Raw genomic sequence first — 21,467 nt, forward strand, 5'->3', positions numbered from 1 at the left:
TGCACAGGCCGTGCCGAAGGAAGATGGGCGTGAACACGATCTCGACTGAACCGTGCCGACGGGCGTGACCGAGCGGCGTCGTCTGGCGATCGTCGACGGCCCGCGCGTCCACGAGATCGTGGTGCCTGCAGGCACGGTCATCGAGACGGCCCTCGACGGCATCGGGCTGTGCCTTCAGCCCGGACGGCAGGTGCTCGTCGAACGCACGGGCCGCGAGGTCGCGATCGACCAGCCCGCCTGGCGGCTCGAGGACGGTGCTCTGCTCGCCGTCGTCGACCTCCACGACCGTGTCGACCCGGGCCGGCACCGCCGAACGGACACGAGCACGGCGGCCACGACCGAGACCGTCGCCTGGTGGATCCTCGGTGCGGTCGGCGTCGTCGTCACCGCACTCGTCCTCACCGGCGGGGTGTCCGTCCCGGATGGCGCCCGGCTGACGATGTCCGTCGCGCTGGCGGTGGGCGCCGCCGTCGCGGGAGTGACCTGGTCGGTGCGGGCCCGCGATCCTCGCGCGTCGTCGAGCCGCACACGCGGCGCGAACGCGGACGCCGCACGGGCTGCGACGACGGCGGCTCCCGCCGCCGCCCTCGGCCCGCTGGCCCTGGCCTTCGCGGCCGGCGCGACGGCGATCCCGCCCGCCGTCCATTCCCTCCCGCTCGTCGTGCTCACCGGGCTCGCCGCGGCGGCGGTGCTCGCCGCCGTCATCGCGCTCGTCGCAGGAGCGGAGGCGGTCCGCGACTCCGCGGGTGCTGCGGCCGTGGTGCTGCTGGTGCTCGGCGCGATCTGGGCGCTCGCTCTCCTGCTCGGACTGCCCGCACAGGGGGCCGCGGCCATCACCCTCGGCGCCGCACCGGTGGCCCTGCGGGCGCTGCCGACGATGCTCCTCGATGTGCCGCCCGGGATGTTCATCGACTACCAGCGCTACCAGTCGACGCGCTGGGCCGTCCGCGAACGCGTCCCCGAGCCCGGAGGTCCGGTCACCTTCGCCGGAGCCCGGCGCATCGCCGGCCAATCGACCGCCCGCATGCGCACCGCGACCGGGTTGATCGCCGGTGCCGCGGCCATCTGCGCACCGCTCGCGCTCGTCCCGCTGCAGGCCGCCGATCCGCTGCGGTACTGGGGTCAGCTCGTGCTCGCGGCGACCGCGGGGTTCGCGCTCGTGCTGGGCGCGCGCCGTTCGTCCGTCCCGCTGCTGCGCTGGGTCCCGCGCGCTGCCGCCCTGGTCGTCGCTCTGTCGGTCGCGACGGCGGCCATCCTCGCGTCCGGTGCTCCGGCTACCGGGACCCTGGGTCTCAGCGTGGCCGCCGGGGCGCTGCTCGTCGTGGGCATCGCGACGGCCGCGGTGCTCGTCGCCGTCGGACGAGGCGCCTCCTCGTTGTTCTGGTCGCGCCTCGGCGATCTGATCGAGGCGCTCTGCGTCGTCTTCGCACTTCCCGCCGGGCTGATCGCCGCCGGGATCATCGACCTGATGAGAGGGGTGATGGCGTGATGAGCGCTCTCCCGTGCTGGAACTGCGGGCAGCCGCTGCCCGAGGGCACCGTCCGCTGCCCGTCGTGCGGAGTACCCCAGACCGGTGAGCACCACGGAGGCGCGGTCGCGGTCGCCTCGCCGGGCGGCCGTGCCGCGGTGGGATCCACGCCGCTCGGTCCCGCCTTCGCCGGCTCGCCGGCATCGGTCGGCGCTCGTCTCGCCGCACTCACGATCGACGTCGTGGCCGTCGCCGCGATCGGCGTCGGGGTGGCCCTGCTCACCCGTTCCGTGGTGCTGACCGGCGTGGCCGTCGCCGAGCTCGCCGTCGTCCTCCTCGTGCTCCAGGCGCGCGCCGGCCTCGGCCTCGGGAACGCTCTGCTGCGCCTGCGCGTGGCACGGGAGGACGCTCCCTTCTCGCCCGGGCTGGGGCGGGCGTTCGTCCGCTCCTTCCTCACCGGAGCCGGATCGCTCGTGCTCGGCGTCGGCGCCTGGATCGTAGAGGCGTCGGCGGCCTGGGACGGCAGCGCGCGCCGCCGTTCGTGGGCCGATCGCGCCGCCGGAACGGTCGTCGTCGCCGTCCCGCGTCGCACGGTCGCGGAGGAGGCCGCTCCGCTCGCCCCCGCGATCATCGCGCCCCCGCTGCCCGGGGGCGCCTCGTTCGACCTCTCGGAGCAGGTGACCGTGCTTCCCGGAGCCGCACCGCTCGCCGCGCCGCCGCACGCGTCGGCGCCGACGCCCACGGGCTCGCAGGACGGCATCCCCGCATCGAGCGCACCGGCGGCGCCCGCCTCCCCCGCGGCTCCCGTGCTCACACCGCCGCAGGTCATCCCCGCGCGCGACATCCGCGGTGCGTCCGACGACACAGGCCGGGGCTCCGACACGGGAACGGGCACGGGCACGGGCGTCCCCGGGGCGCCGGGCCCGGTCCCCGTGGAGACCGGCGGGGGAGTCGTCGGCGGCGAGACCGGCGGCGAACTGCTGCTGATCTTCGACACCGGACAGCGCGAGCAGCTGCCCGTCCCCGTCGCGGTCAGCCTCGGCCGTGCCCCCGTGGGCAGCGAACCCGGGGACCGTCTGATCGTGGTGCGGGATCCCGAGCACACGGTGTCGAAGACCCACGCGCGACTCGAGCACTCGTTCTCCGGAACGTGGATCACCGACAACGGCTCGACGAACGGCACGGAGCTGCTCGACGAGACGGGCGACGCCCGACGCCTCGCCGCCGGGGTCCGCACGCTCGTCGAGGACGGCGTCCGTGTCCAGCTCGGCAACCGCGTCTTCACCATCAGCAGGCTTCTCGGAGGTGCGTCATGAGCGCTGGTCCCCGGCTCGCGCCCCCGCGGGTCCCCGGCGGCAAGATCGTCGTCCAGGCCCCGCCCGAGCTCGTCCCGAGCGAGAGCGGCGGTCTGATCACGTCCCTGCTCCCGATGCTGGGCAGCATCGGCGCCATCGTCATGGTCACCATCTCGAACGCCGGGCCCACGGGGTTCATCACGGGCGGGATGTTCCTGCTGTCATCGCTCGGCTTCGTCGCGGTCAACGGCTGGCGCCAGCGTTCGCAGCGCACCTCGCAGGTGCTCGGGAGCCGTCGCGAGTATCTGGCGTACCTCGCCGAGCTCCGCGACACCGTGCGCACGGCGGCGCGCCAGCAGCGGCGCTACGGAAACTGGGTGAACCCCGCGCCTTCCGCGCTGCCGTTCATCACGGAGGACAGGACGCGCGTCTGGGAGCGCATCGCCTCGGACGAGGACTTCCTGCAGGTGCGCATCGGCGTCTCCGACCAGCCGCTCTGCATCACGCTCGAAGCGCCCGAACTCCCGCCGCTCGCACAGCTCGACCCGGTCGCCGCGTCCGCCGCCCACCGCTTCATGCTCACCCACGAGGTGCAGCCGCGCCTGCCGCTCGCCGTTGCCGTGGGGGACTACGCGCGCGTCGAGATCACCGGCGGCGACGAGAACGCCGTGCGAGCCCTGGCCCGCGCCATGCTGCTCGGCGTCGCGACCATGCAGTCGCCGGATGACGTGCGCATCGCCGTGCTCGCCGGCGAGGGGCAGCTCGCGCAGTGGGAGTGGACCAAGTGGCTCCCGCACGTGCAGTCCGTCCGGGTGGAGGACCGCCTCGGGCCGGCGCGTGCGATCTCCTCCTCGATCGAGGAGCTGGCCCGGCTGCTTCCGGCCGACCTGAGCGAGCGTCCGCGCTTCTCGCCGGGAGCGAAGGCCGCGCCGCACGTGATCCTCCTGGTCGACGGAGCGCGGGTCCCCGCGGGCGACCCGCTGCTCGGCGGTGACGGGGTCGCCGGGGTCACCGTCATCGAGCTGCCCACCCGCTGGGGCGCCCTGGAGGACGCAGACGTGCTCCGACTGGCCCTGCCGGGCGATCCGTCGGCGCCCGCCGATCGCGCGGAGGCCATCGACCTCCGCGCCGATACCCGCGTCTTCACCCCCGACACCGTGTCCGTGGTCGAGGCCGAGGCGACCGCCCGCCGCCTGCTGCCGCTGTACGCCGGGCCGGTCGCCGCCGTCGAGGGCGGGGCGACCCGTGCGCAGCGCGAGCTCGTCGAGCTGCTGGGGCTGCCGGACGTGCGCGAGATCGACTTCGACAGGGCCTGGTCGGGTCGTCTGGAGCGCGACCGCCTCCGCGTGCCGATCGGTCAGGACACCGAGGGCGGCACGCTGGTGCTCGATCTCAAGGAGGCGGCCCAGCAGGGGATGGGCCCCCACGGCGTGCTCATCGGCGCCACCGGCTCCGGCAAGTCGGAGGTGCTCCGCACGCTGGTGCTGGCGCTCGCGTTGACGCATTCGCCCGAGCAGCTCAACTTCGTGCTCGTGGACTTCAAGGGTGGTGCGACGTTCGCCGGCATGGCCGGGATGCCGCACGTCTCGGCGATCATCACGAACCTCGGCAGCGAGCTTGCGCTCGTCGACCGCTTCCAGGACGCCCTGCAGGGCGAGGTGGTGCGCCGCCAGGAGCTGCTGCGCGAGGCTGGCAACTTCGCGAACGTATCCGACTACGAGAAGGCCCGACGCAACGGCCGCGCCGATCTCGAGCCGCTCCCGGCGCTGCTGATCGTGGCCGACGAGTTCTCGGAGCTGCTGGCCGCCAAGCCGGAGTTCGTCGAGAGCTTCGTCAGCATCGGCCGTGTCGGCCGGTCGCTGCAGATCCATCTGCTGCTCGCCTCGCAGCGGCTCGAGGAGGGCAAGCTCCGCGGGCTCGACACCTACCTCTCATACCGCATCGGCCTCCGCACGTTCTCGGCGGCGGAGTCGCGCACCGTGCTCGGCGTTCCCGACGCGTACACGCTTCCGCAGGAGCCGGGAGTCGGCTATCTGAAGGCGGACACCGAGTCGATGACGCAGTTCCGCGCCGCCTACGTGTCGGGGGCGCCGAAGACGCGTCGTCGTGGCGGGTCCGGCGACGGGCCGGTCGCCGCCACCGCAGCGGACGTCGCGCTGTTCACGGCCGCCGCGCAGCCGCTCGAACTCCCCGAGCACCCCGACACCCCGGCCGCCCCCGTGGCCGTCGAACCGGCGGAGGAGCGCAGCACGTTCCAGATCGCCGTCGAGCGGATGAGCGGCCGGGGTCCCGCGGCGCACCAGGTGTGGCTGCCGCCGCTGCGCGACCCGGAGCCGCTCGACCGCCTCATGCCCGACCTGGCCGTGGATCCGGCGCTCGGGCTCGTGTCGCCGTCCTGGCGTGCGGCGGGCTCGCTCACCGTCCCGCTCGGCGTGGTCGACGTACCGCTGGAGCAGCGGCGCGAGCAGCTGGTCGTCTCGCTGGGCGGGGCCGGCGGACACGTCGCGATCGTGGGCGGACCGCTCAGCGGCAAGTCGACCATGGCGCGCACGCTCGTCGCGTCGCTCGCCCTCACGGCGACTCCGCTCGAGCTGCAGTTCTACGTGCTCGACTTCGGAGGCGGCAGCTTCGTGGGCATGCAGGGACTCCCGCACGTGGCGGGGGTCGCGACACGCACCGAGGAGGAGTCCGTGCGCCGTACCGTCGCGGAGGTCGAGTCCGTCCTCGACGCCCGCGAGCTGTATTTCCGCCAGCACGGCGTCGACTCGATCGACACCTACCGGCAGCGTCGCGCCGAAGGGCTCGTGGACGACGGCTGGGGCGATGTGTTCCTCGTGGTCGACGGATGGTCGACCCTGCGCACCGAGTACGACGCGCTCGAGCCGCGCATCCAGGCCATCGCCGCCCGCGGACTGAGCTTCGGCGTGCACCTCGTGGTCACCACCAACCGCTGGCTCGAGATCCGTTCCAGTCTGAAGGACCTGCTGCAGACCCGGATCGAGCTGCGCCAGGGTGACGCGAGCGACTCCGAGATCGACCGCAAGGCTGCCGCGAATGTGCCGGCCGACGCTCCGGGCCGCGGTCTCGCGCCGAACAAGCTGCACATGCTCGGAGCCCTTCCGCGCATCGACGGATCGAGCGACTCCGCGCGTCTCGTGGACGGCGTCGAGGGACTGGTCGAGTCCGTCTCCCGTGCGTGGCGGGGGCCTGCCGGCCCGAAGCTCCGGCTGCTGCCGGAGGACATCTCGCTCGACGAGGTGCGCGCCCAGGCGCCCGCCGACGACCGTCGCCTGCTGCTCGGCGTGGACGAGGCCCAGCTTGCGCCGTTCGGCGTCGATCTGACTGCGGAGTCGCACCTCTACCTCTACGGCGACTCGGGGATGGGCAAGTCGTCCTTCCTGCGCGGCATCGTGCAGGAGATCGGGCGGCTCTACACCCCGGAGCAGGCGAAGATCTTCGCGATCGACTACCGGCGGGCGCTGCTCGGGGAGATCCCGAGCGAGTACCTCGGGGCGTACCTGACCTCGCACGACCAGGCGATGTCGGGGATGTCCGAGCTCGCGACGTTCTTCTCGGGCCGTCTGCCCGGCCAGGACGTCACGACGGAGCAGCTGCGCGACCGGTCGTGGTGGAAGGGCGCGGAGGGCTTCGTGATCGTCGACGACTACGACCTCGTCGCGACCAGCCAGGGCAACCCGGTCGCCGGGCTGCGCCCCTTGCTCGCCCAGGCGGCGGATGTCGGCCTCCATGTCATCATCACGCGGCGCACCGGAGGCGCCAGCCGTCAGGCGTACGACCCGATCATCCAGGGCTTCACCGACCTCGGCGTGACCGGCATCCTGCTCGGTGGCAACCCCGAGGAGGGGGCTCTGATCGACCGCGTCAAGCCCATCCCGTCGGTGCCCGGGCGCGCGCAGGTGGTGAGCCGTGAGCGCGGTCTGTTCTCTGCGCAGCTGGCGCTCCCTGCGACCCGAACGGGGCGCTGAGACGACGAGTGGTTTCGATTAGGCTGATCCCGACGCCGGCGCTCCGCCGGCCCTGTGACCAGACCGGGGCCGTGCGGACCGGTTCGTCGGGGGAGAGGATCATCATGCGCGGGCGTGCGGAGCGGGGAGGGGAGGCATGAGCAAGCGGGCCATCGCATCGCCTCCCGTGCTGCCCGGCTACGCCGTGATCCGGCCGCTCGGCTCCGGCGGCTTCGCCGACGTCTTCCTGTACGAGCAGGATCTCCCGCGTCGCGTCGTCGCCGTGAAGGTGCTGGCGGCGGAGGCGGTCAACGACGAGACACTCCGCGCGTTCAACGCCGAGGCGGACATCCTCGCCCGGCTGAGCGCCCACCCGGCGATCGTGACGGTGCACCTGGCGAGCATCTCGTCCGACGGGCGGCCGTTCTTCGTGATGGAGTACTGCCCCGACACGATGAGCGCCCGGCTGCGCCGAGACAGCCTGGCCCTCACGACCGTGCTCGAGACGGGGGTGCGCATCGCCGGCGCCGTCGAGACCGTGCACCGAGCGGGGCTGCTGCACCGAGACATCAAGCCGTCCAACATCCTGATCACCGCGCTCGGGTCTTCCGTGCTCGCGGACTTCGGCATCGCCGCCGCGGGCGACGAGGACGGCGACGTGGCCATGTCCGTTCCGTGGTCAGCGCCCGAGGTGCTGCAGGAGACCACCAACGGCACCGTCGCCAGCGAGGTGTGGAGCCTCGCGGCGACCGTCTACACCCTCCTGACCGGCCGCAGCCCGTTCGAGTCGGACCGTCGCCAGGCGAACACCCGCGACCTCATGACCGCACGCATCATCAAGGCGGTCTACACGCCGACCGGCCGTGACGACGTCCCGCCTCGGCTGGAGGAGGCCCTGCGCGTCGGTCTGTCCAAGGACCCGTCGCGCCGGTTCGCGTCCGCCCAGGCCTTCGCCGAGGAGCTGCGCTGGGTGCAGTACGAACTCGGCATCCCGCCGACGGCGATCGAGGTCGCCTCGCCGGAGTGGGCGCGCGCCGCGGGATTGATCGACCTCGCCGACAGCGGTCGCCGCGGTCCTGTGGTCTCCACCGTCAACCCGGACTCCCGCCGCGCGCAGCGCGAGGCGAAGCAGGCGGCCGCGGCCGCCGAGGCGAAGCGGGACCGCGACGGCCTGGTCGTCCGCGAGCGCCGGTGGGCGGCCAATCCGCTCGTCCCGGCTCTGATCGGCGCCGGTGTCGCCGTGGTCGCTGTGGTCGGCGTCGGTGTCGCACTGATCGCGGGCGGAGTGCTGTGAGGCAGCAGGCACCCCGTCGCCGCTTCGGCCGTGCCGCCTCGGCGGCGGCCGTCGTCGCCGCCCTCGCGCTGGTCGTCACCGGTGCGGTGGTCGCACAGGGGTACGATACGCAGAAGTCCGACGCGGTCGAGAGCTCGGTCTGGGTGACCAAGTCGTCGGGGAAGTACGCACGCGTGGACACCGACCTCGGCCAGCTCAGCACCGTCAAGGATGCGGAGGATCCGAGCGGGGTCGTGCAGCACGGCTCCGACAGCATCGTGTTCACGCAGGGCTACCGCCAGGCCTGGGAAGTGGATCCCGCCGATCCGAAGGCCTTGGTGGAGGGCTCGTCCAATGCCGCGGGGCAGGCGAGCGCCGCCGGGTCACCGGGCGCCTCGTCCACCGGCGGTTCGACCGGCGCGTCCACACCGAGCGGCACCCGCCAGGTCCAGTCCGCCGGCGACTGGGCGCTCTATCTCACGGACACCGGAACGATCTATGTGCAGCAGCTGTCTGCGCGGGGATCGGCGGGCAAGCCCGTGCAGATCGACCCGCTCCAGCAGGAACGTGCGACCGCCGGGCCGGACGCGGCCTCCGGGGCGCAGGGCTATGTCGCCACGACGGCCGCCGTGGGCGCCGACGGCACCGTCGCCGTGTACTCCGCGAAGGAGCGCGCGGTGCGCACCTACGACGCGACGCAGGGCGTGTGGACCGGTGGGGCGGTGAAGCTCGCGTCGCCTCCGGCCGCCGCGGCGAAGGTGGCGCTCGCGCTCGCCGGGGACACCTGGGTGCTGGCCGCTCCCGCGCAGAGCAGGGCCTGGATCGCGGGGAAGGGCGCGCCCGTCGACGTCCGACTCGGCAGCGATGCTGTCGCCGGTTCGACCTCCGACGACGGGACGGCGTACTTCGCCGACGGCTCGGGGCTGGTCTCGGTGCAGGTGCGCAGCGGCCAGTCCGGGCGCACAGTCGAGGCCTCGGGAACCCCCGCAGCGCCGACCGAGGTGGCGGGCACCGTGTACGGAGCCTGGGTCTCCACGACGACCGGACGCCTCTGGTCGTCCGCCGGTGGCGCGAAATCGCTCGTGCTGCCGGACGGCGGCCTCGACGACGCCCGCTCGATCGCGCCGCAGATCTTGAGCAACGGCGATCGGGCGGTGCTGGACGAGACGGACTCGGGGACGCTGTGGACCATTCCCGACGGCACGCTCATCCCGCCGTCGCAGTGGAACGCGGACGACGAGAAGAAGACGCAGCAGACCGAGACGACGACGCAGGTGGAGGAGGTCACGGAGGAGACGCCTCCGGTGGCGCAGCCGTCGAGCTTCGGTGTGCGCGCCGGCGCCACCGCCATCCTGCCCGTGCTGCTCAACGCGCACTCGCCCATGAAGCGTGCCGTCCTGAGCATCGTGCCCGGCTCGGTGAGCGGCCTGAGCGATCCGGGGTTCGGCGATCTCTCCCTCACGGCGGACGACCAGCAACTGGCGATCCATGTGCACGCGCAGAGCGGTTCGGCGACGTTCAGCTACGTCGTCACGGACGGGATCATGCAATCGGACCCGGCGACGGTGACCGTTCACGTCGTGCCGGAGGGCGAGAACAGCGCCCCGGTGTGGTGCGGCATCGAGAACTGCGTGCAGACCTGGCCGACCGTCTCGCTCGCCCCCGGCGGCACGGTGTCCGTCCCGGTGCTGACGGCCTGGGTGGATCCGGACGGTGACCCCCTCGCACTGGCGGACGCCCGCAAGTCCGACGCATCCGCGCCGATCCGCGTCGTCGCGACGGCGGACGGCCGCGTCGCGGTACGGCACACCGACCCCAACGCCGGCGCGGGCACGTACGCGGTCACCGTGACCGTCGTCGACGCCAACGGGGCGGAGACGACGAAGGAGCTCATCGTCTCGGTGGCGGCGGACCCGGCGCTGACGACCGTGCCCGCGGCGGTCGTCACCGGCGTGGGCGAGCCGCGGACCGAGGCGATCGCCGATCACGTGGAGGGCGGCTCGGGGTCGTACCGTCTCACCGACGCGGTCATCACCACGGGCGACAAGGACAACGCCACCGTGACACCGAACGCGGCGGCGGGGACCATCCAGCTGACCGCGAAGGCGGCTGGGGAGTATCTCGTCGGCTACACGGTGCAGGACGCCCAGACGAAGGCCGAGCAGACCGGGGTGCTGCGCTTCAGCGTGGTCCCGGGCGGGAGGCCCCTGACCATGCCTCCGCTCGTCGCCTTCGCGCGCGCTCAAGAGGACACCACCCTGGACGTGCTGCAGGCCGTTCAGAACACCTCCGGACGCGTCCTCGCGGTCCAATCGGTGTCGTCGAACCAGGAGCGGCTCTCCGTGAGCGTGGTCGACAACGCGCAGGTGCGGGTCAGCGGCAGCACCGAGGACGGCCGGCCGGGCAGGATCGGAACGGCCACGGTCACCATCGGAGACGGCGCCGGCCAGACGGTCGAAGGGGAGATCACGGTGTTCCTGGTCGACCCGGCGACGGGCATCGGGCCGATCGCGCGCCCCGATGCCGTCACCGTGCGGGCAGGAACTCAGGTGGACATCCCGGTCACCGCGAACGACATCGCGCCGCGTGGGGAGCGTCTGGTGCTGTCGCCGCAGATCGAGGGCTCCGGTGCTCCGGGCGAGCTCGTCTTCGCCGCGGGGGACACCGTGCGCTACCTGGCGCCGACGAAGCCCGGCTCGTACACGCTGCATTATTCGGACTACGTGGAGTCCGACCCGAGCCGACTCGACTCGACGGAGATCACGGTGACGGTCGTCGCGGACGGCACCAATCATGCGCCGGAGCCGACCACGCTCACCGGGCGGGTGCGCGCGGGCGGGACCGTGACCCTCGACATCCCCTCCGCAGGCCAGGACCCCGACGGCGACGCGACCGTGCTCTCCGCGCTGGCCCAGCCGAAGGCGGGGTCCGGGACGGCCACCATCGGTCCGGACGGCCGCTCGGTGGTCTACGCCGCACCCGCCGGCGGCGTGAGCGGCGGGCAGGTCTCATTCGGCTACACCCTCCGCGACCCGGCCGGTGCGACCGGGGACGGGGTCATCCGCATCGCGGTGCTCGCCGCGGCGGACGCCGACGTCGCTCCGATCACCTACAGCGACGCCGTGCGGACGGTGCGCGGCTCGACGACGCCGCTGACCGTGCAGCCCCTGCTCAACGACCGCGACCCGGCCGGCGGGACGCTGAGCCTCGTGTCGGTGGTGCCCAACGCTCCCGAGCTTCCGGGTGCGAGCGAGTACAACCGTCTGAAGGGTCTCATCGCCCCGGGCACCGATCTGAAGTCGGGCACGGTGCGGCTGCTCCCCGGTGAGGTGGAGGGCGTGCAGTCGTACCTCTACACGGTGCGTTCCTCCGCGACCTCCAGCACCGCCCAGGGCCTGATCGTGGTGACGGTGACCGCGGAGGCCGCGACGGACATCCCTGTCGTCACGGACACCGTGATCGGCACCAGCGATCGCGCCGAGCTGGCGAGCGGCATCGACGTCGTCGCCGGCAAGACCGTGTGGAGCTCGGGGAGCATCTCCGACCTCACCCTCGCGATCTGGGGGCCGTCGGCATCCTCCTACACCGTGAAGGGGCACCGGATCAGCGGACCCGCGCCCAAGGAGGGTGCACTCGTGCCGTTCTCGCTCACCGGCACGGACCAGACGGGGCGGAAGTCGGTCGGCTACGGCTTCCTGCGCATCCCCGCGTTCGACGACATGCGCCTCCAGCTCGCCGGAGGCCTGCAGGCGTACCGCGTCGGGGAGGAGCAGACCGTCTCGATCCCGGTGAAGGAGGCCGTCGACCTGGCGGCGGGCGATACCCTCCAGCTGCGCGACGACGGATCCTTCGCCGTGCAGCGTGCGAACGCCCGCTGCACGCCGTCCGGGAGCACGACCGCTTCGTACGCCGCCGGGCGTGAGGCGCCGTGGACCGACACCTGCACCGTGCAGGTGCGCCTGGCCGGGCAGTCGACGTGGACGGCATTGCCGATCCCGGTGGTCATCCAGCCCAAGAGCCCGCAAGCCCAGCTCAATTCGGTCAGCCGTACCGTGGCCCCGGGCGCTTCGCAGACCATCGACCTCTACAAGGACCTCACGAGCTGGGAGGGCGGCCGCGTCGGCGACCAGAACGCCCTCGACTACGCGATCGCCTATTCCGGCACGAACTTCGCCGTCACCCAGAGCGGTCGCACTCTGACCGCGACCGCGCGCGCGGACGCCCATCCCGGAGCACGGGAGACGGTCGGGGTGACCGTGACGGCGTTCGGCGGACTGGTGGCCAACGTGACGCTCGTCGTCGGAGCAGCGCCGCCGGACGCACCCCGCGCCGCGACCTTCACGCAGACCTGCGCGGTGAGCAGCGGCCCTTCGTGCACAGTGACGGTCATCGGCGTGCCGGGGGAGTACGACCCGTTCCAGGGCAAGCAGGGGTCGGGACTCAAGCTGGTCGGGCTCGGCCAGACGACCTGCGCCGTCGCCGCGATCTCCGCCTCCGGGACCACCGCCGTCACCGCCACCTGGCCGGGCGGAGCGAAGCCCGCGGGCGGCAGCTGCCTCGTGCCGTACATCGTCGCCGACGCCCAGGGCCGCACCGGCGGCGGCACACTGACGCTGGACGTGCAGGGTTATCCCGCACCGCCGAGCTCGATCACGACCACCGGCTACACCGGGTCGAGCGTGACGATGCTCGTGACCCTGGGGGAGGCGGCGCTCGCGCACCCCGGCCTGCGCGGCGTCTCGATCGTCGAGAACGGGCAGCCCGTCTCCTCCAGCTGCTCCCCGGGGGCCGCGGGCACCTACTCGTGCACGGTGGGCGGCCTGGTCAACGGCCAGCGCCATACGTTCACCGCGCGCGCGGTCAACGCGATCGGCGATTCGCTCGACACGACGCCGGTCGTCACGTGGGCGTACCAGCCGCCGGTGATCAGCGGCGGGAGCGCCACCACCTCCTACGACCCGGCTCGCACGACCACGACGCAGGGAGTGCTGAACCTCGCCATCCAGTCGAGCGACGACACCAGTGCATTCCAGATCAGCGTGGACGGGAACGCCGTCGCGCAGATCGCGCGGTCGGGGGCCACGACGACGTGGACGGGCCTCGTCGCACCGGGTTCCCGCAGCGTCTCGGTGATCCCGGTCAGCCAGTTCCAGCCTCCTCTCGGCTCGGGCAACACCGGATCGACCTGGACGCAGACCGCGCAGGTCGCCGGCTCCCCGATCGTCACCTCCAACGGCTCGCTGGTCGCGTCGTCGAACACCTCGCTGCAGCTGCGCGACGTCGCCGTGGACGCGAACAACAGCAGCAAGGGCGTCACGGTGCTGTACGCGGTGTGGAAGAAGGGATCACCGCAGCCGGGGTGCTCGATGGACGGCAACGGCAACCCGGTGATGGCCGGCGGGCAGACGTCGAAGGACTTCAGCGGCCTGGACCAGTACACCCAGTACGACGGACAGGCGTGCGCAGCCAACGGTTTCGGAGCGGTCGCGACGGGCGTCCAGTCGGCGTGGACCTTCCAGACGTCGCCGGGCGGCTCGGCGACCACGTACTCGGTGGGAACCGACCCGTCGCGGACGATCACATCGGGGGCGTACACCTCGGGATACGAGTTCCTGACCGTCAACCCGCCGAACGTGCAGCAGCGACCGGCGTTCACCGTCCTGTACCGGATCAACGGCGCGCTGACCTCGGACTTCGCGCTCTCGAAGGACAGCGACCCGGGAGACATCACCTACAGCTACTGCTTCCTCGGCTCCTCCGGCGCGTGCGGGTCCGAGTCTCCCGTGACGACCACGACGGTGCCGACGACGGTGACCGTGAACGTCCCGACGGATTGCACGGCGACCCCGTCCGCAGACGACGTCGTGCTCTCCAACGCGGTGCGGTCCGCCAACGCCGCCACCGTCACCGTCGCCACCGACGCGACGACGCTGACCGTGACGTACACGGTGAAGTTCACGGGCGCGTACGCGGCGCTCGGCGAGCGGAAGCTGACCCGCTGCGGGGTGGCGGCGCCGACCGACCCCGACCCGGGCGGCGGAAGCACGCCGTGACGCACCGCCGCACCCGCCCATCCCCGCGACCGACGACCGAGGAAGACGCATGACCATCACCCCCGAACAGACCGCCTGGTTCCAGTCGACGTTCGCCCAGCTCGTCGACAACGTCGAGCAGGCCGTGCTCGGCAAGCGGCACATCGTCGAGCTCGTCTTCGCGACCCTCCTGAGCGAGGGCCACGTGCTGCTCGAGGACGTCCCCGGCACCGGCAAGACGGCGCTCGCCCGGGCGCTCGGCCAGACGATCCGCGGCACCTCGACGCGCATCCAGTTCACCCCCGACCTGCTCCCGGGCGACGTGACCGGCATCACCGTCTACGACCAGAAGCGCGGCGAGTTCGAGTTCCACACCGGACCGATCTTCGCCAATGTCGTGCTCGCCGACGAGATCAACCGCGCCAGCCCGAAGACACAGTCGGCGCTGCTGGAGGTGATGGAGGAGGGGCGTGTCACCGTCGACGGCGTGACGCGGCCGGTCGGTGTCCCGTTCGTGGTGATCGCCACCCAGAACCCGGTCGAGCAGGCCGGCACCTACCGCCTCCCAGAGGCGCAGCTGGACCGCTTCATGATCCGCGCCTCCATCGGCTACCCGGACGACGCCTCCACCCTGCGGATCCTCCAGGGGGCGATGCGCCCGCGCCGCGAGGTCCCGGAGATCGTGGATGCACAGCTGATCGTGACGATGTCCGATCTGGTGGGCGGCGTCTACAGCAGCCCCCTGGTGCTCGACTACATCATGCGCCTGATCGCGGCGACCCGGCGGGCGAGCGAGGTGAAGCTCGGCGTGAGCGTGCGCGGCGGACTCGCCCTCGCGCGGCTCGCCTCGACCTGGGCCGTCGCGCACGGTCGCAGCTTCGTCACGCCCGACGACGTGCGCGACCTGGCCCTCCCGGTGCTGGCGCACCGTCTCGTGCTCAACCCGGACGCGGAGTTCGACGGCGTCTCGCCGGACGCCGTGATCGGACAGATCCTGCTCGACGTCGAGGCCCCCGTGGAGAACGGGGCGGCCTGAGCCGGATGACCGAGTTCGACGACACCTCCTCACGGCTGACGCGCACCGTCACCGGCACGCGCACGCGCGCGTCGACGGTGACCAGCGTCACGAGGAGCAGCACCGGCCTCGTCGAGGACGGCGTCTTCTGGGGCCGTGCGGCTGCGGCGGCCGTCGGCTCGGCGCTGCGCGGAGCGGCGCGCTGGCTGGCCGAGACCGTCACCGCACCGGGGTGGCTCGTCGTGTGCGTGCTCGTCGCCGGCGCCGTCGCCGGCTGGGTTGCGGGGTGGAGCATCGGCTGGATCGTCGCCTCCGCGGCCGCCGCGCTCGTCGTGGTCTGCGTGCCCTTCCTGCTGGGCTCCCACGACTACCGCGTGCAGCTCGCCCTCGACCGGGAGCGCGTGGTCGCCGGGGACGACGTGACCGGATCCCTCGTCGTCCGCAACGCGGGCGCTCGCACCTCCCTCCCCGGCCGGGTGGACGTCCCGATCGGGACCGGCCTGGCCGAGGCCTACGTTCCCCTGCTCGCGGCGGGTGCCGAGCACACCGAGCGCCTGTCGATCGCGGCGGCGCGGCGCGGCGTCATCGACGTCGGACCGGTGTCGGTCTCGCGTGGCGACCCGGTCGGGCTGCTGCGGCGCGAGGCGCTCTGGCCGGAGGTCCACACCCTTCACGTGCACCCTGTCACCACTGTCATCCCTGGCACCAGTGCCGGGCTCATCCGCGACCTCGAAGGGCTGCCGACCAGCACCATCGTCGACGCCGACCTCGCCTTCCACGCCATTCGGGATTACGTCCCCGGCGACTCCCGCCGCCACGTGCACTGGAAATCGACGGCCAAGACCGGCCGGCTGATGGTCCGCCAGTACGAGGAGGCCAGGCACTCGCGGATCGCGGTCACGATCGGCATCACCGCGGAGGAGGAGTACGAGTCCGACGACGAGTTCGAGCTCGCCGTCAGCGTGGCCGCCTCGCTCAGCCTGCAGGCGGTGCGCGACGGCCGCGACCTGGTCGTGACGACGAGCGCGGAACGGCCGGAGCTCGTGCGCGGCGAGGTCGTCACCATCCGCACCCTCCCGACGCGCAACGCCGCGACCATGCTCGACGGCTTCTCCGAGATCGAGCTGGCGGAGCGGGCGAGTCGGCTGGAGGACGTCGCCAAGCTGACGGCCCAGTCGCATCCCGACCTCTCGGTCGTCTTCCTCGTGACGGGTGCGCACACTCCGCTCGGGCGGCTGCGCGCCGCCTCGGTGTCCTTCGGTCCGGACACCCGGTGCGTCGGCGTCCGCTGCGACCTCGGCGCCGATCCGGCGTTCCGCCGTCTGGGCCCGCTCAGCATCCTCACCGTCGGCGCCCTCGAGGACCTCGGCAAGCTCATCGCCCGCGGAGCTCTCCAGTGAGCGCCCCGGCGGGCCTCGACGGCGCGCGGGCGGCCGCACGCCGGGCGCGAGCGCGGCGGTCGTCGTCTCTGCGCCTCGACCTGCCCCAGACCGTCCTGGCGTGCGCGTACGTGCTCGTCGCGCTCGGGCTCGCCTGCGCTCTGGCGTGGCCCATCTACCGCACACCGTTGCTGATAGGCGTTGCCGCCTACGCGGGTGTCGTCGGCGTGGGCAGCGCGATCGCCGCCCGGATGCTCCGGTGGCCGTTGTGGCTCCACCTCGTCGCGGTCGCGGGTGCTTATCTGGTCGGAGTCGTCCCGCTCGCCGTGCCCGCGGCCCTCTCGTCTCCGACGGGTGTGCTCCGCGGGCTGCTGGACGGGGTCACCGGAATCGTCCTCGGCTGGAAGCAGCTCCTGACCCTCGACCTCCCCGTCGGGCAGTATCAGGCGGTGCTCGTCCCGGTCTACGCGCTCTTCCTCATCGGCGCCGCCCTCGCGGCCGGCCTCGCCCTGTCGCCCGGTCGCCGCGCGGCCGTCGCCGTCCCCGTCACGCTCGTGATGGGCGTGTTCGGGATCGCCTTCGGGCCGACTGATCCCGGTGCGCCGCTGCTGGTCGCGGGCATCCGGATCGACGCTCCGCGGGAGGTGCTGCTCGGCCTCCTCCTCGTCGCCGTCTCCCTCCTCTGGCTCTCGCTGCGGTCCCGCCTGCGTCGCCGTGCCGCCCTCGCCGCCGCCCGCGGGACCGTCGGCGTCGTGCGCCAGGGTTCGGCGTCGACCGCCGCGGCCGTCCGCCGCCGTCTGCTGGGGGCCGCGCTGATCGTGGTGGCCCTCGTGGCCGGTTTCACCGCCGGGCCGGCGCTGGCGGGCGTGAGCACGCGGGAGACGCTGCGCACCGCCACCGAGCCGCTCCTCGTCGTGCAGCAGCAGACGACTCCGCTCGGCCGCTACCGCGCCTCGTTCGAGAAGGACGCCTACGACCGGGTGATGTTCACGGTGTCGGGCGCCGACGCGAGCATCGACCGGCTGCGGATGGCGACCCTCGACGACTGGGACGGCGAGCACTTCCTCGTCTCCGGGGATGCGCGCTTCTCGCGTCTGCCGGGCGGCTCGCCCGCCGCGTCCGCACGTGCGCTCACGGTCACCATCGGCGAGGGCTATTCGGGGATCTGGCTCCCGATGCCGTCGGACGCCCGCACGGCGCCGTCGTTCTCCGGCTCCCGCGCGGCCGCCCTCGCCGACGCCTTCTACCTCGACAAGCAGACCGGCGCCGGCATCGATGTCGCCCCCGAGCCGGACGGGGCGCGCGGTGTGAGGGCCGGCGACCGCTATCAGGTTCAGGGGACCGGGACGCCGAAAGTCGCGCTCGCCGACCCGGGGAGCAGCAGCCTGCTCGACCTCACGCAGCATCCTCAGCTCGCCGCCTGGGTGAAGGCGCAGCAGCAGCCACGCACTGCGGCCGGGTTCGAGGAGCTCGTGAAGCGGCTCCGCGACCGCGGGTACCTCAGCCATTCCCTCGCCGAGGACGATCAGGCATCGGCGTGGATCTCCGCCTTGCGCCGTCAGTCCGCCTATCCGTTCGAGTCGAGTTTCGCCGGCCACTCGACGGCGCGCGTCGAGGAGCTGTTCAGTCAGCTCCTCGAGCAGCAGAACCGGGTCGGGAGCGCCTCCAGTGCCGACATGCTCGTCGCGGGGGTCGGCGACGACGAGCAGTTCGCGGCCGCGGGGGCTCTGCTCGCGCGGGCGGTCGGGTACGAGTCGCGGGTCGTCGTGGGCGTGCGGATGGGTGCAGGGGAGACCGGCGGGATCCCCGACTGCTCGGGCGAGTGCACGGGGGCGAATCTCGCGGCGTGGATCGAGGTGCGCGCCCCGGGAGCCGCCGACTGGACGACGGTCGACGTCGAGCCCCAGTTCACGAAGGCACCGACCCTGATCTCGCTCGACCACGAGCTTCCCAAGAACCCCACGGTCCCCGAGCAGCCGCAGGTCGGGACGGTGCTCCCGCCCGCGGCGCAGCACGACGACCGCGACGCGACCCGCGCGGTCGTGACCGAGCAGCCTGAGTGGGTGGTCGTCCTCCTGCGGGTGCTCACGATCGTGGGGCTCGCCGTCGCGACGCTCCTGCTGCTGACGTTGCCGTTCCTCGTCGTGCCCGTCGCCAAGCGGATCCGTCGCCGTCGTCGCCGCCGCGCTCCGGTGCCGGAGGTCGCCGTCGTCGGAGCGTGGGCAGAGCTGATGGACGCCCGGACGGATATCGGGGAGGCCGCCTCCACCGGAACGCGGCGCGACGCGGCGGCGGCGATGGACTCCGCCACGGCGGTCGAGCTCGCGGCTCTCGTCGATATCGCCGTCTTCGCCGAGCACCCGCCCACCCGGGATGCGGCCGACCGCGCCTGGGAGCTGGTCGACACCGAGCGCGCGCGTCTGCGGGCCGAGCACGGTCCCGTCCGATCGCTGCTCGCCGCGCTCAACCCGGCGTCGTTCGTCCGTGCACTCGGCCGCCCGCGGCCCGTGTCGTCCTGGCTCGCGTTCGCGACGCCCCGATCGCGGAAGGCGGGCGCATGACCGACAAGACCGCCACTCTGCTCGTCCTCACCGCCGTGATCGCGCTGATCGCGGTCATCGTGGGGCTCGCCGTCTTCCTCTGGTATGCCGCGGCGCTCTCGCGCGTCTTCGCCCGCCGGGGGATCGAGCCGTGGCGCGCGTGGGTCCCGGTGCTCAACGAGGCCGAGATCCTCCGCCTCGGCGGCCGCCCGGCCTGGGGAGTCGTGTTCTTCTTCATCCCGGTCGTCTGTCTGTACGCCGTTGTGCTGCGCGGGATGGCGGCGCACCGAATCAGCGCGACGTTCGGGCGCGGGGCAGGGGCGACGGTGCTGGCCGTGCTCCTCCCTCCGGTGTGGGCGACGGTGCTGGCATCGACGCGCGACCCGCGGCCGGCCGGCGCTCCGCAGTCGGGCGGAGCGGGGAGGCGCGAGGCGGCTGTGCGGCCCGACGCTCCCGCGCAGACCGCGGCCCCATCGCCGGTGTCGCCCGTCCCTGTCGCGCCGCCGGCTCCTGTGCCCGTCGCGGCATCAGAGCCTGCCGCGACGGCGATCGCGGAATCCGACACCCGTGCGCCATCCGGTTCGCCGCCGGCGTCCGAACCTGTGCCGACGCCCGAGCCGGTTTCTGCGCCCGAGCCGGTTTCTGCGCCCGAGCCGCCGCCGATCAGCAGCCCCTTCCTCGATGCGCCGATCGCTTCGCCTGTGGTCTCCGCGCCGGAGCCGGAGGCTTCCGACAGCATCCGGTCGCCGTTCCTCGAGCAGAGCCTCCCGGACGGGCCGCCTGAGCCGCTGCAGCCGGTCGAGCCGACTGAGCCGCCGCAGCCGGTCGATCCGGTCGAGTCGGTCGAGCAGCACGCGATCCTGGAGCCGGGCGAGGTCCTCGAACAGGACGACGAGGCCGGCGAAACGATCGTCGTCGAGCGCCCGGTCGCGGTCGCCTGGTCCCTCGTCACCGATGATGGCGTGCGGTTCCCCCTGGAGGCGGACGTCGTCGTGCTCGGGCGTCGTCCCGCGGGTGACGAGCCGGGCGTGCAGTACCTCGCCGTGCCCGATACGACACGCACGCTCTCCAAGCAGCACGCCTGCCTCACCCGGCAGGGGGACGGCTGGACGGTCGCCGACCTCGATTCCACCAACGGCGTCTTCCTCGAGCAGGACGGCCGGGAGCGACGCATCGCTTCCGGCGAGTCGACGGAGCTGAACGGCAGGCTCCTGCTCGGGTCCGTCGGCCTGCGGCTCGAACGCGAGGAGTCCCGATGACGGCGACGCAGTCCGTCCAGCTGAGCTCCGACGCCCGCAGCGACACCGGTCGAAAGCGCGCCGCGAACGAGGACTCGTTCCTCGCCGTGCCGCCGGTGTTCGCCGTCGCCGACGGTATGGGCGGTCATGAGGCCGGAGCCCAGGCCAGCGCGCACGTCGTGGCCGCCCTGCGCGAGACGCTCTGCACCGGAGGCCCCGTCGACCTGGTGCGCGTCTCGGCCGCGATCGACGAGGCGTCGCGCCGGGTCTCGACGCTCGCCGCGACCCGGGAACGGGGTGCCGGCAGCACGCTCACGGGCGTCATCCTCGTGGTCCACGACGGCCGGCCGCACTGGCTCATCGTCAACGTCGGCGACTCGCGCGTCTACCGCCTCGTCGGCGGCTACCTGGAGCAGCTCACGGTCGACCACTCCCTGGTACAGGAGCGCGTCGATGCGGGGACGCTGCGCCCTGAGGACCGCGGCACCGCACCGGACAAGAACGTCATCACCCGAGCGCTCGGCTCGGTGGACGCGCGTGCCGACAGCTGGCTGATGCCGGTCACGACGGGCGAGCGTCTCCTGGTCTGCTCGGACGGGCTCCACGGCGAACTCAGCGACGAACAGCTCCGCGAGATCCTCGTGGCGGGCGGGCGCCCGGCGGCGACCACGGCTGCGCTCGTGGAGGCGGCGAACCGGGCGGGCGGTCGAGACAACGTCACGGCGGTGGTCGTCGACGTGCTCTCGGGCGGTGACCCCGGCGGCGACGGACCGGCCGACACCCGCGAATCCCACGCCTGGACGGACGACGGGGACACGGTGCCGGTATGACGAGCGAAGACACGGGCGGCCGCGGGCCGAAGCAGGATCCGCGTGAGGAGCTGGATGAGACGGTGATCGTCCGTCGTGCCGATGCGGAGCCGGTGGCGGCGCCGGAGGCCGCTGCGGAGGAGCTGGATGAGACGGTGATCGTCCGTCGTACCGATGCGGAGTCGGAGGCCGCTGCGGAGGAGCTGGATGAGACGGTGATCGTCCGCCGCCCCGATGCGGAGCCGGAGGCCGCTGCGGAGGAGCTGGATGAGACGGTGGTCGTCGGTCGTGCCGATGCGGAGCCGGTGGCGGCGCCGGAGGCCGCTGCGGAGGAGCTGGATGAGACGGTGATCGTCCGTCGTACCGATGCGGAGCCGGAGGTCGCTGCGGAGGAGCTGGATGAGACGGTGATCGTCCGTCGTACCGATGCGGAGCCGGAGGTCGCTGCGGAGG

General features: G+C 72.8%; 10 protein-coding genes and 1 pseudogene. All 11 read left to right on the forward strand.

All coding sequences use genetic code 11. The features are described 5' to 3' along the window. The first annotated feature begins 64 nt into the window (after positions 1-64). Complete coding sequence (locus LLS1_RS13265; RefSeq protein ID WP_226656178.1) at positions 65-1,489, forward strand: hypothetical protein; 1,425 nt, start codon at positions 65-67, stop codon at positions 1,487-1,489. Then, complete coding sequence (locus LLS1_RS13270) at positions 1,489-2,784, forward strand: RDD family protein (RefSeq protein WP_226656180.1); 1,296 nt, start codon at positions 1,489-1,491, stop codon at positions 2,782-2,784. The genes LLS1_RS13265 and LLS1_RS13270 overlap by 1 nt, the downstream gene beginning before the upstream one ends. Beyond that, positions 2,781-6,749 (forward strand): type VII secretion protein EccCa, encoded by a 3,969-nt coding sequence (gene eccCa, locus LLS1_RS13275; RefSeq protein ID WP_226656182.1) that lies wholly within the window; start codon positions 2,781-2,783, stop codon positions 6,747-6,749. Before LLS1_RS13270 ends, eccCa begins: the two co-directional genes overlap by 4 nt. Before the next feature lie 136 nt (positions 6,750-6,885). Further along, complete coding sequence (locus LLS1_RS13280; RefSeq protein WP_226656184.1) at positions 6,886-8,022, forward strand: serine/threonine-protein kinase; 1,137 nt, start codon at positions 6,886-6,888, stop codon at positions 8,020-8,022. Beyond that, positions 8,019-14,054 carry an Ig-like domain-containing protein gene (locus LLS1_RS13285; protein WP_226656186.1) on the forward strand — a complete coding sequence of 2,012 codons (6,036 nt, stop codon included), beginning with the start codon at positions 8,019-8,021 and terminating at the stop codon, positions 14,052-14,054. The genes LLS1_RS13280 and LLS1_RS13285 overlap by 4 nt, the downstream gene beginning before the upstream one ends. A 49-nt stretch (positions 14,055-14,103) precedes the next feature. After that, entirely contained in the window at positions 14,104-15,069 is a 966-nt protein-coding gene (locus LLS1_RS13290) for a MoxR family ATPase (RefSeq protein WP_223359947.1), read from the forward strand. 5 nt (positions 15,070-15,074) lie between these two features. After that, positions 15,075-16,448 (forward strand): DUF58 domain-containing protein, encoded by a 1,374-nt coding sequence (locus tag LLS1_RS13295; protein ID WP_226656187.1) that lies wholly within the window; start codon positions 15,075-15,077, stop codon positions 16,446-16,448. After that, entirely contained in the window at positions 16,445-18,988 is a 2,544-nt protein-coding gene (locus LLS1_RS13300) for a transglutaminase domain-containing protein (RefSeq protein WP_226656189.1), read from the forward strand. Before LLS1_RS13295 ends, LLS1_RS13300 begins: the two co-directional genes overlap by 4 nt. Further along, positions 18,985-20,226, forward strand: a complete 1,242-nt coding sequence (locus LLS1_RS13305; protein WP_226656191.1) for a DUF5684 domain-containing protein — start codon at positions 18,985-18,987, stop codon at positions 20,224-20,226. Before LLS1_RS13300 ends, LLS1_RS13305 begins: the two co-directional genes overlap by 4 nt. Continuing rightward, positions 20,223-21,035 carry a PP2C family serine/threonine-protein phosphatase gene (locus LLS1_RS13310; protein WP_226656192.1) on the forward strand — a complete coding sequence of 271 codons (813 nt, stop codon included), beginning with the start codon at positions 20,223-20,225 and terminating at the stop codon, positions 21,033-21,035. The genes LLS1_RS13305 and LLS1_RS13310 overlap by 4 nt, the downstream gene beginning before the upstream one ends. Continuing rightward, a pseudogene (locus LLS1_RS13315) lies at positions 21,032-21,467 on the forward strand (hypothetical protein); the annotation flags it as partial. The gene LLS1_RS13310 and the pseudogene LLS1_RS13315, both read left to right, overlap by 4 nt.

Origin of the sequence: Leifsonia sp. LS1, assembly GCF_020521355.1 — a bacterium.
Classification (GTDB): Bacteria; Actinomycetota; Actinomycetes; order Actinomycetales; family Microbacteriaceae; genus Leifsonia.

Coding starts and splice junctions, on each gene's coding strand:
- LLS1_RS13295 (WP_226656187.1), top strand. CDS start 15,075: ATGACCGAGTTCGACGACACCTCCTCACGGCTGACGCGCACCGTCACC.
- LLS1_RS13310 (WP_226656192.1), top strand. CDS start 20,223: ATGACGGCGACGCAGTCCGTCCAGCTGAGCTCCGACGCCCGCAGCGAC.
- LLS1_RS13280 (WP_226656184.1), top strand. CDS start 6,886: ATGAGCAAGCGGGCCATCGCATCGCCTCCCGTGCTGCCCGGCTACGCC.
- LLS1_RS13270 (WP_226656180.1), top strand. CDS start 1,489: ATGAGCGCTCTCCCGTGCTGGAACTGCGGGCAGCCGCTGCCCGAGGGC.
- eccCa (WP_226656182.1), top strand. CDS start 2,781: ATGAGCGCTGGTCCCCGGCTCGCGCCCCCGCGGGTCCCCGGCGGCAAG.
- LLS1_RS13305 (WP_226656191.1), top strand. CDS start 18,985: ATGACCGACAAGACCGCCACTCTGCTCGTCCTCACCGCCGTGATCGCG.
- LLS1_RS13290 (WP_223359947.1), top strand. CDS start 14,104: ATGACCATCACCCCCGAACAGACCGCCTGGTTCCAGTCGACGTTCGCC.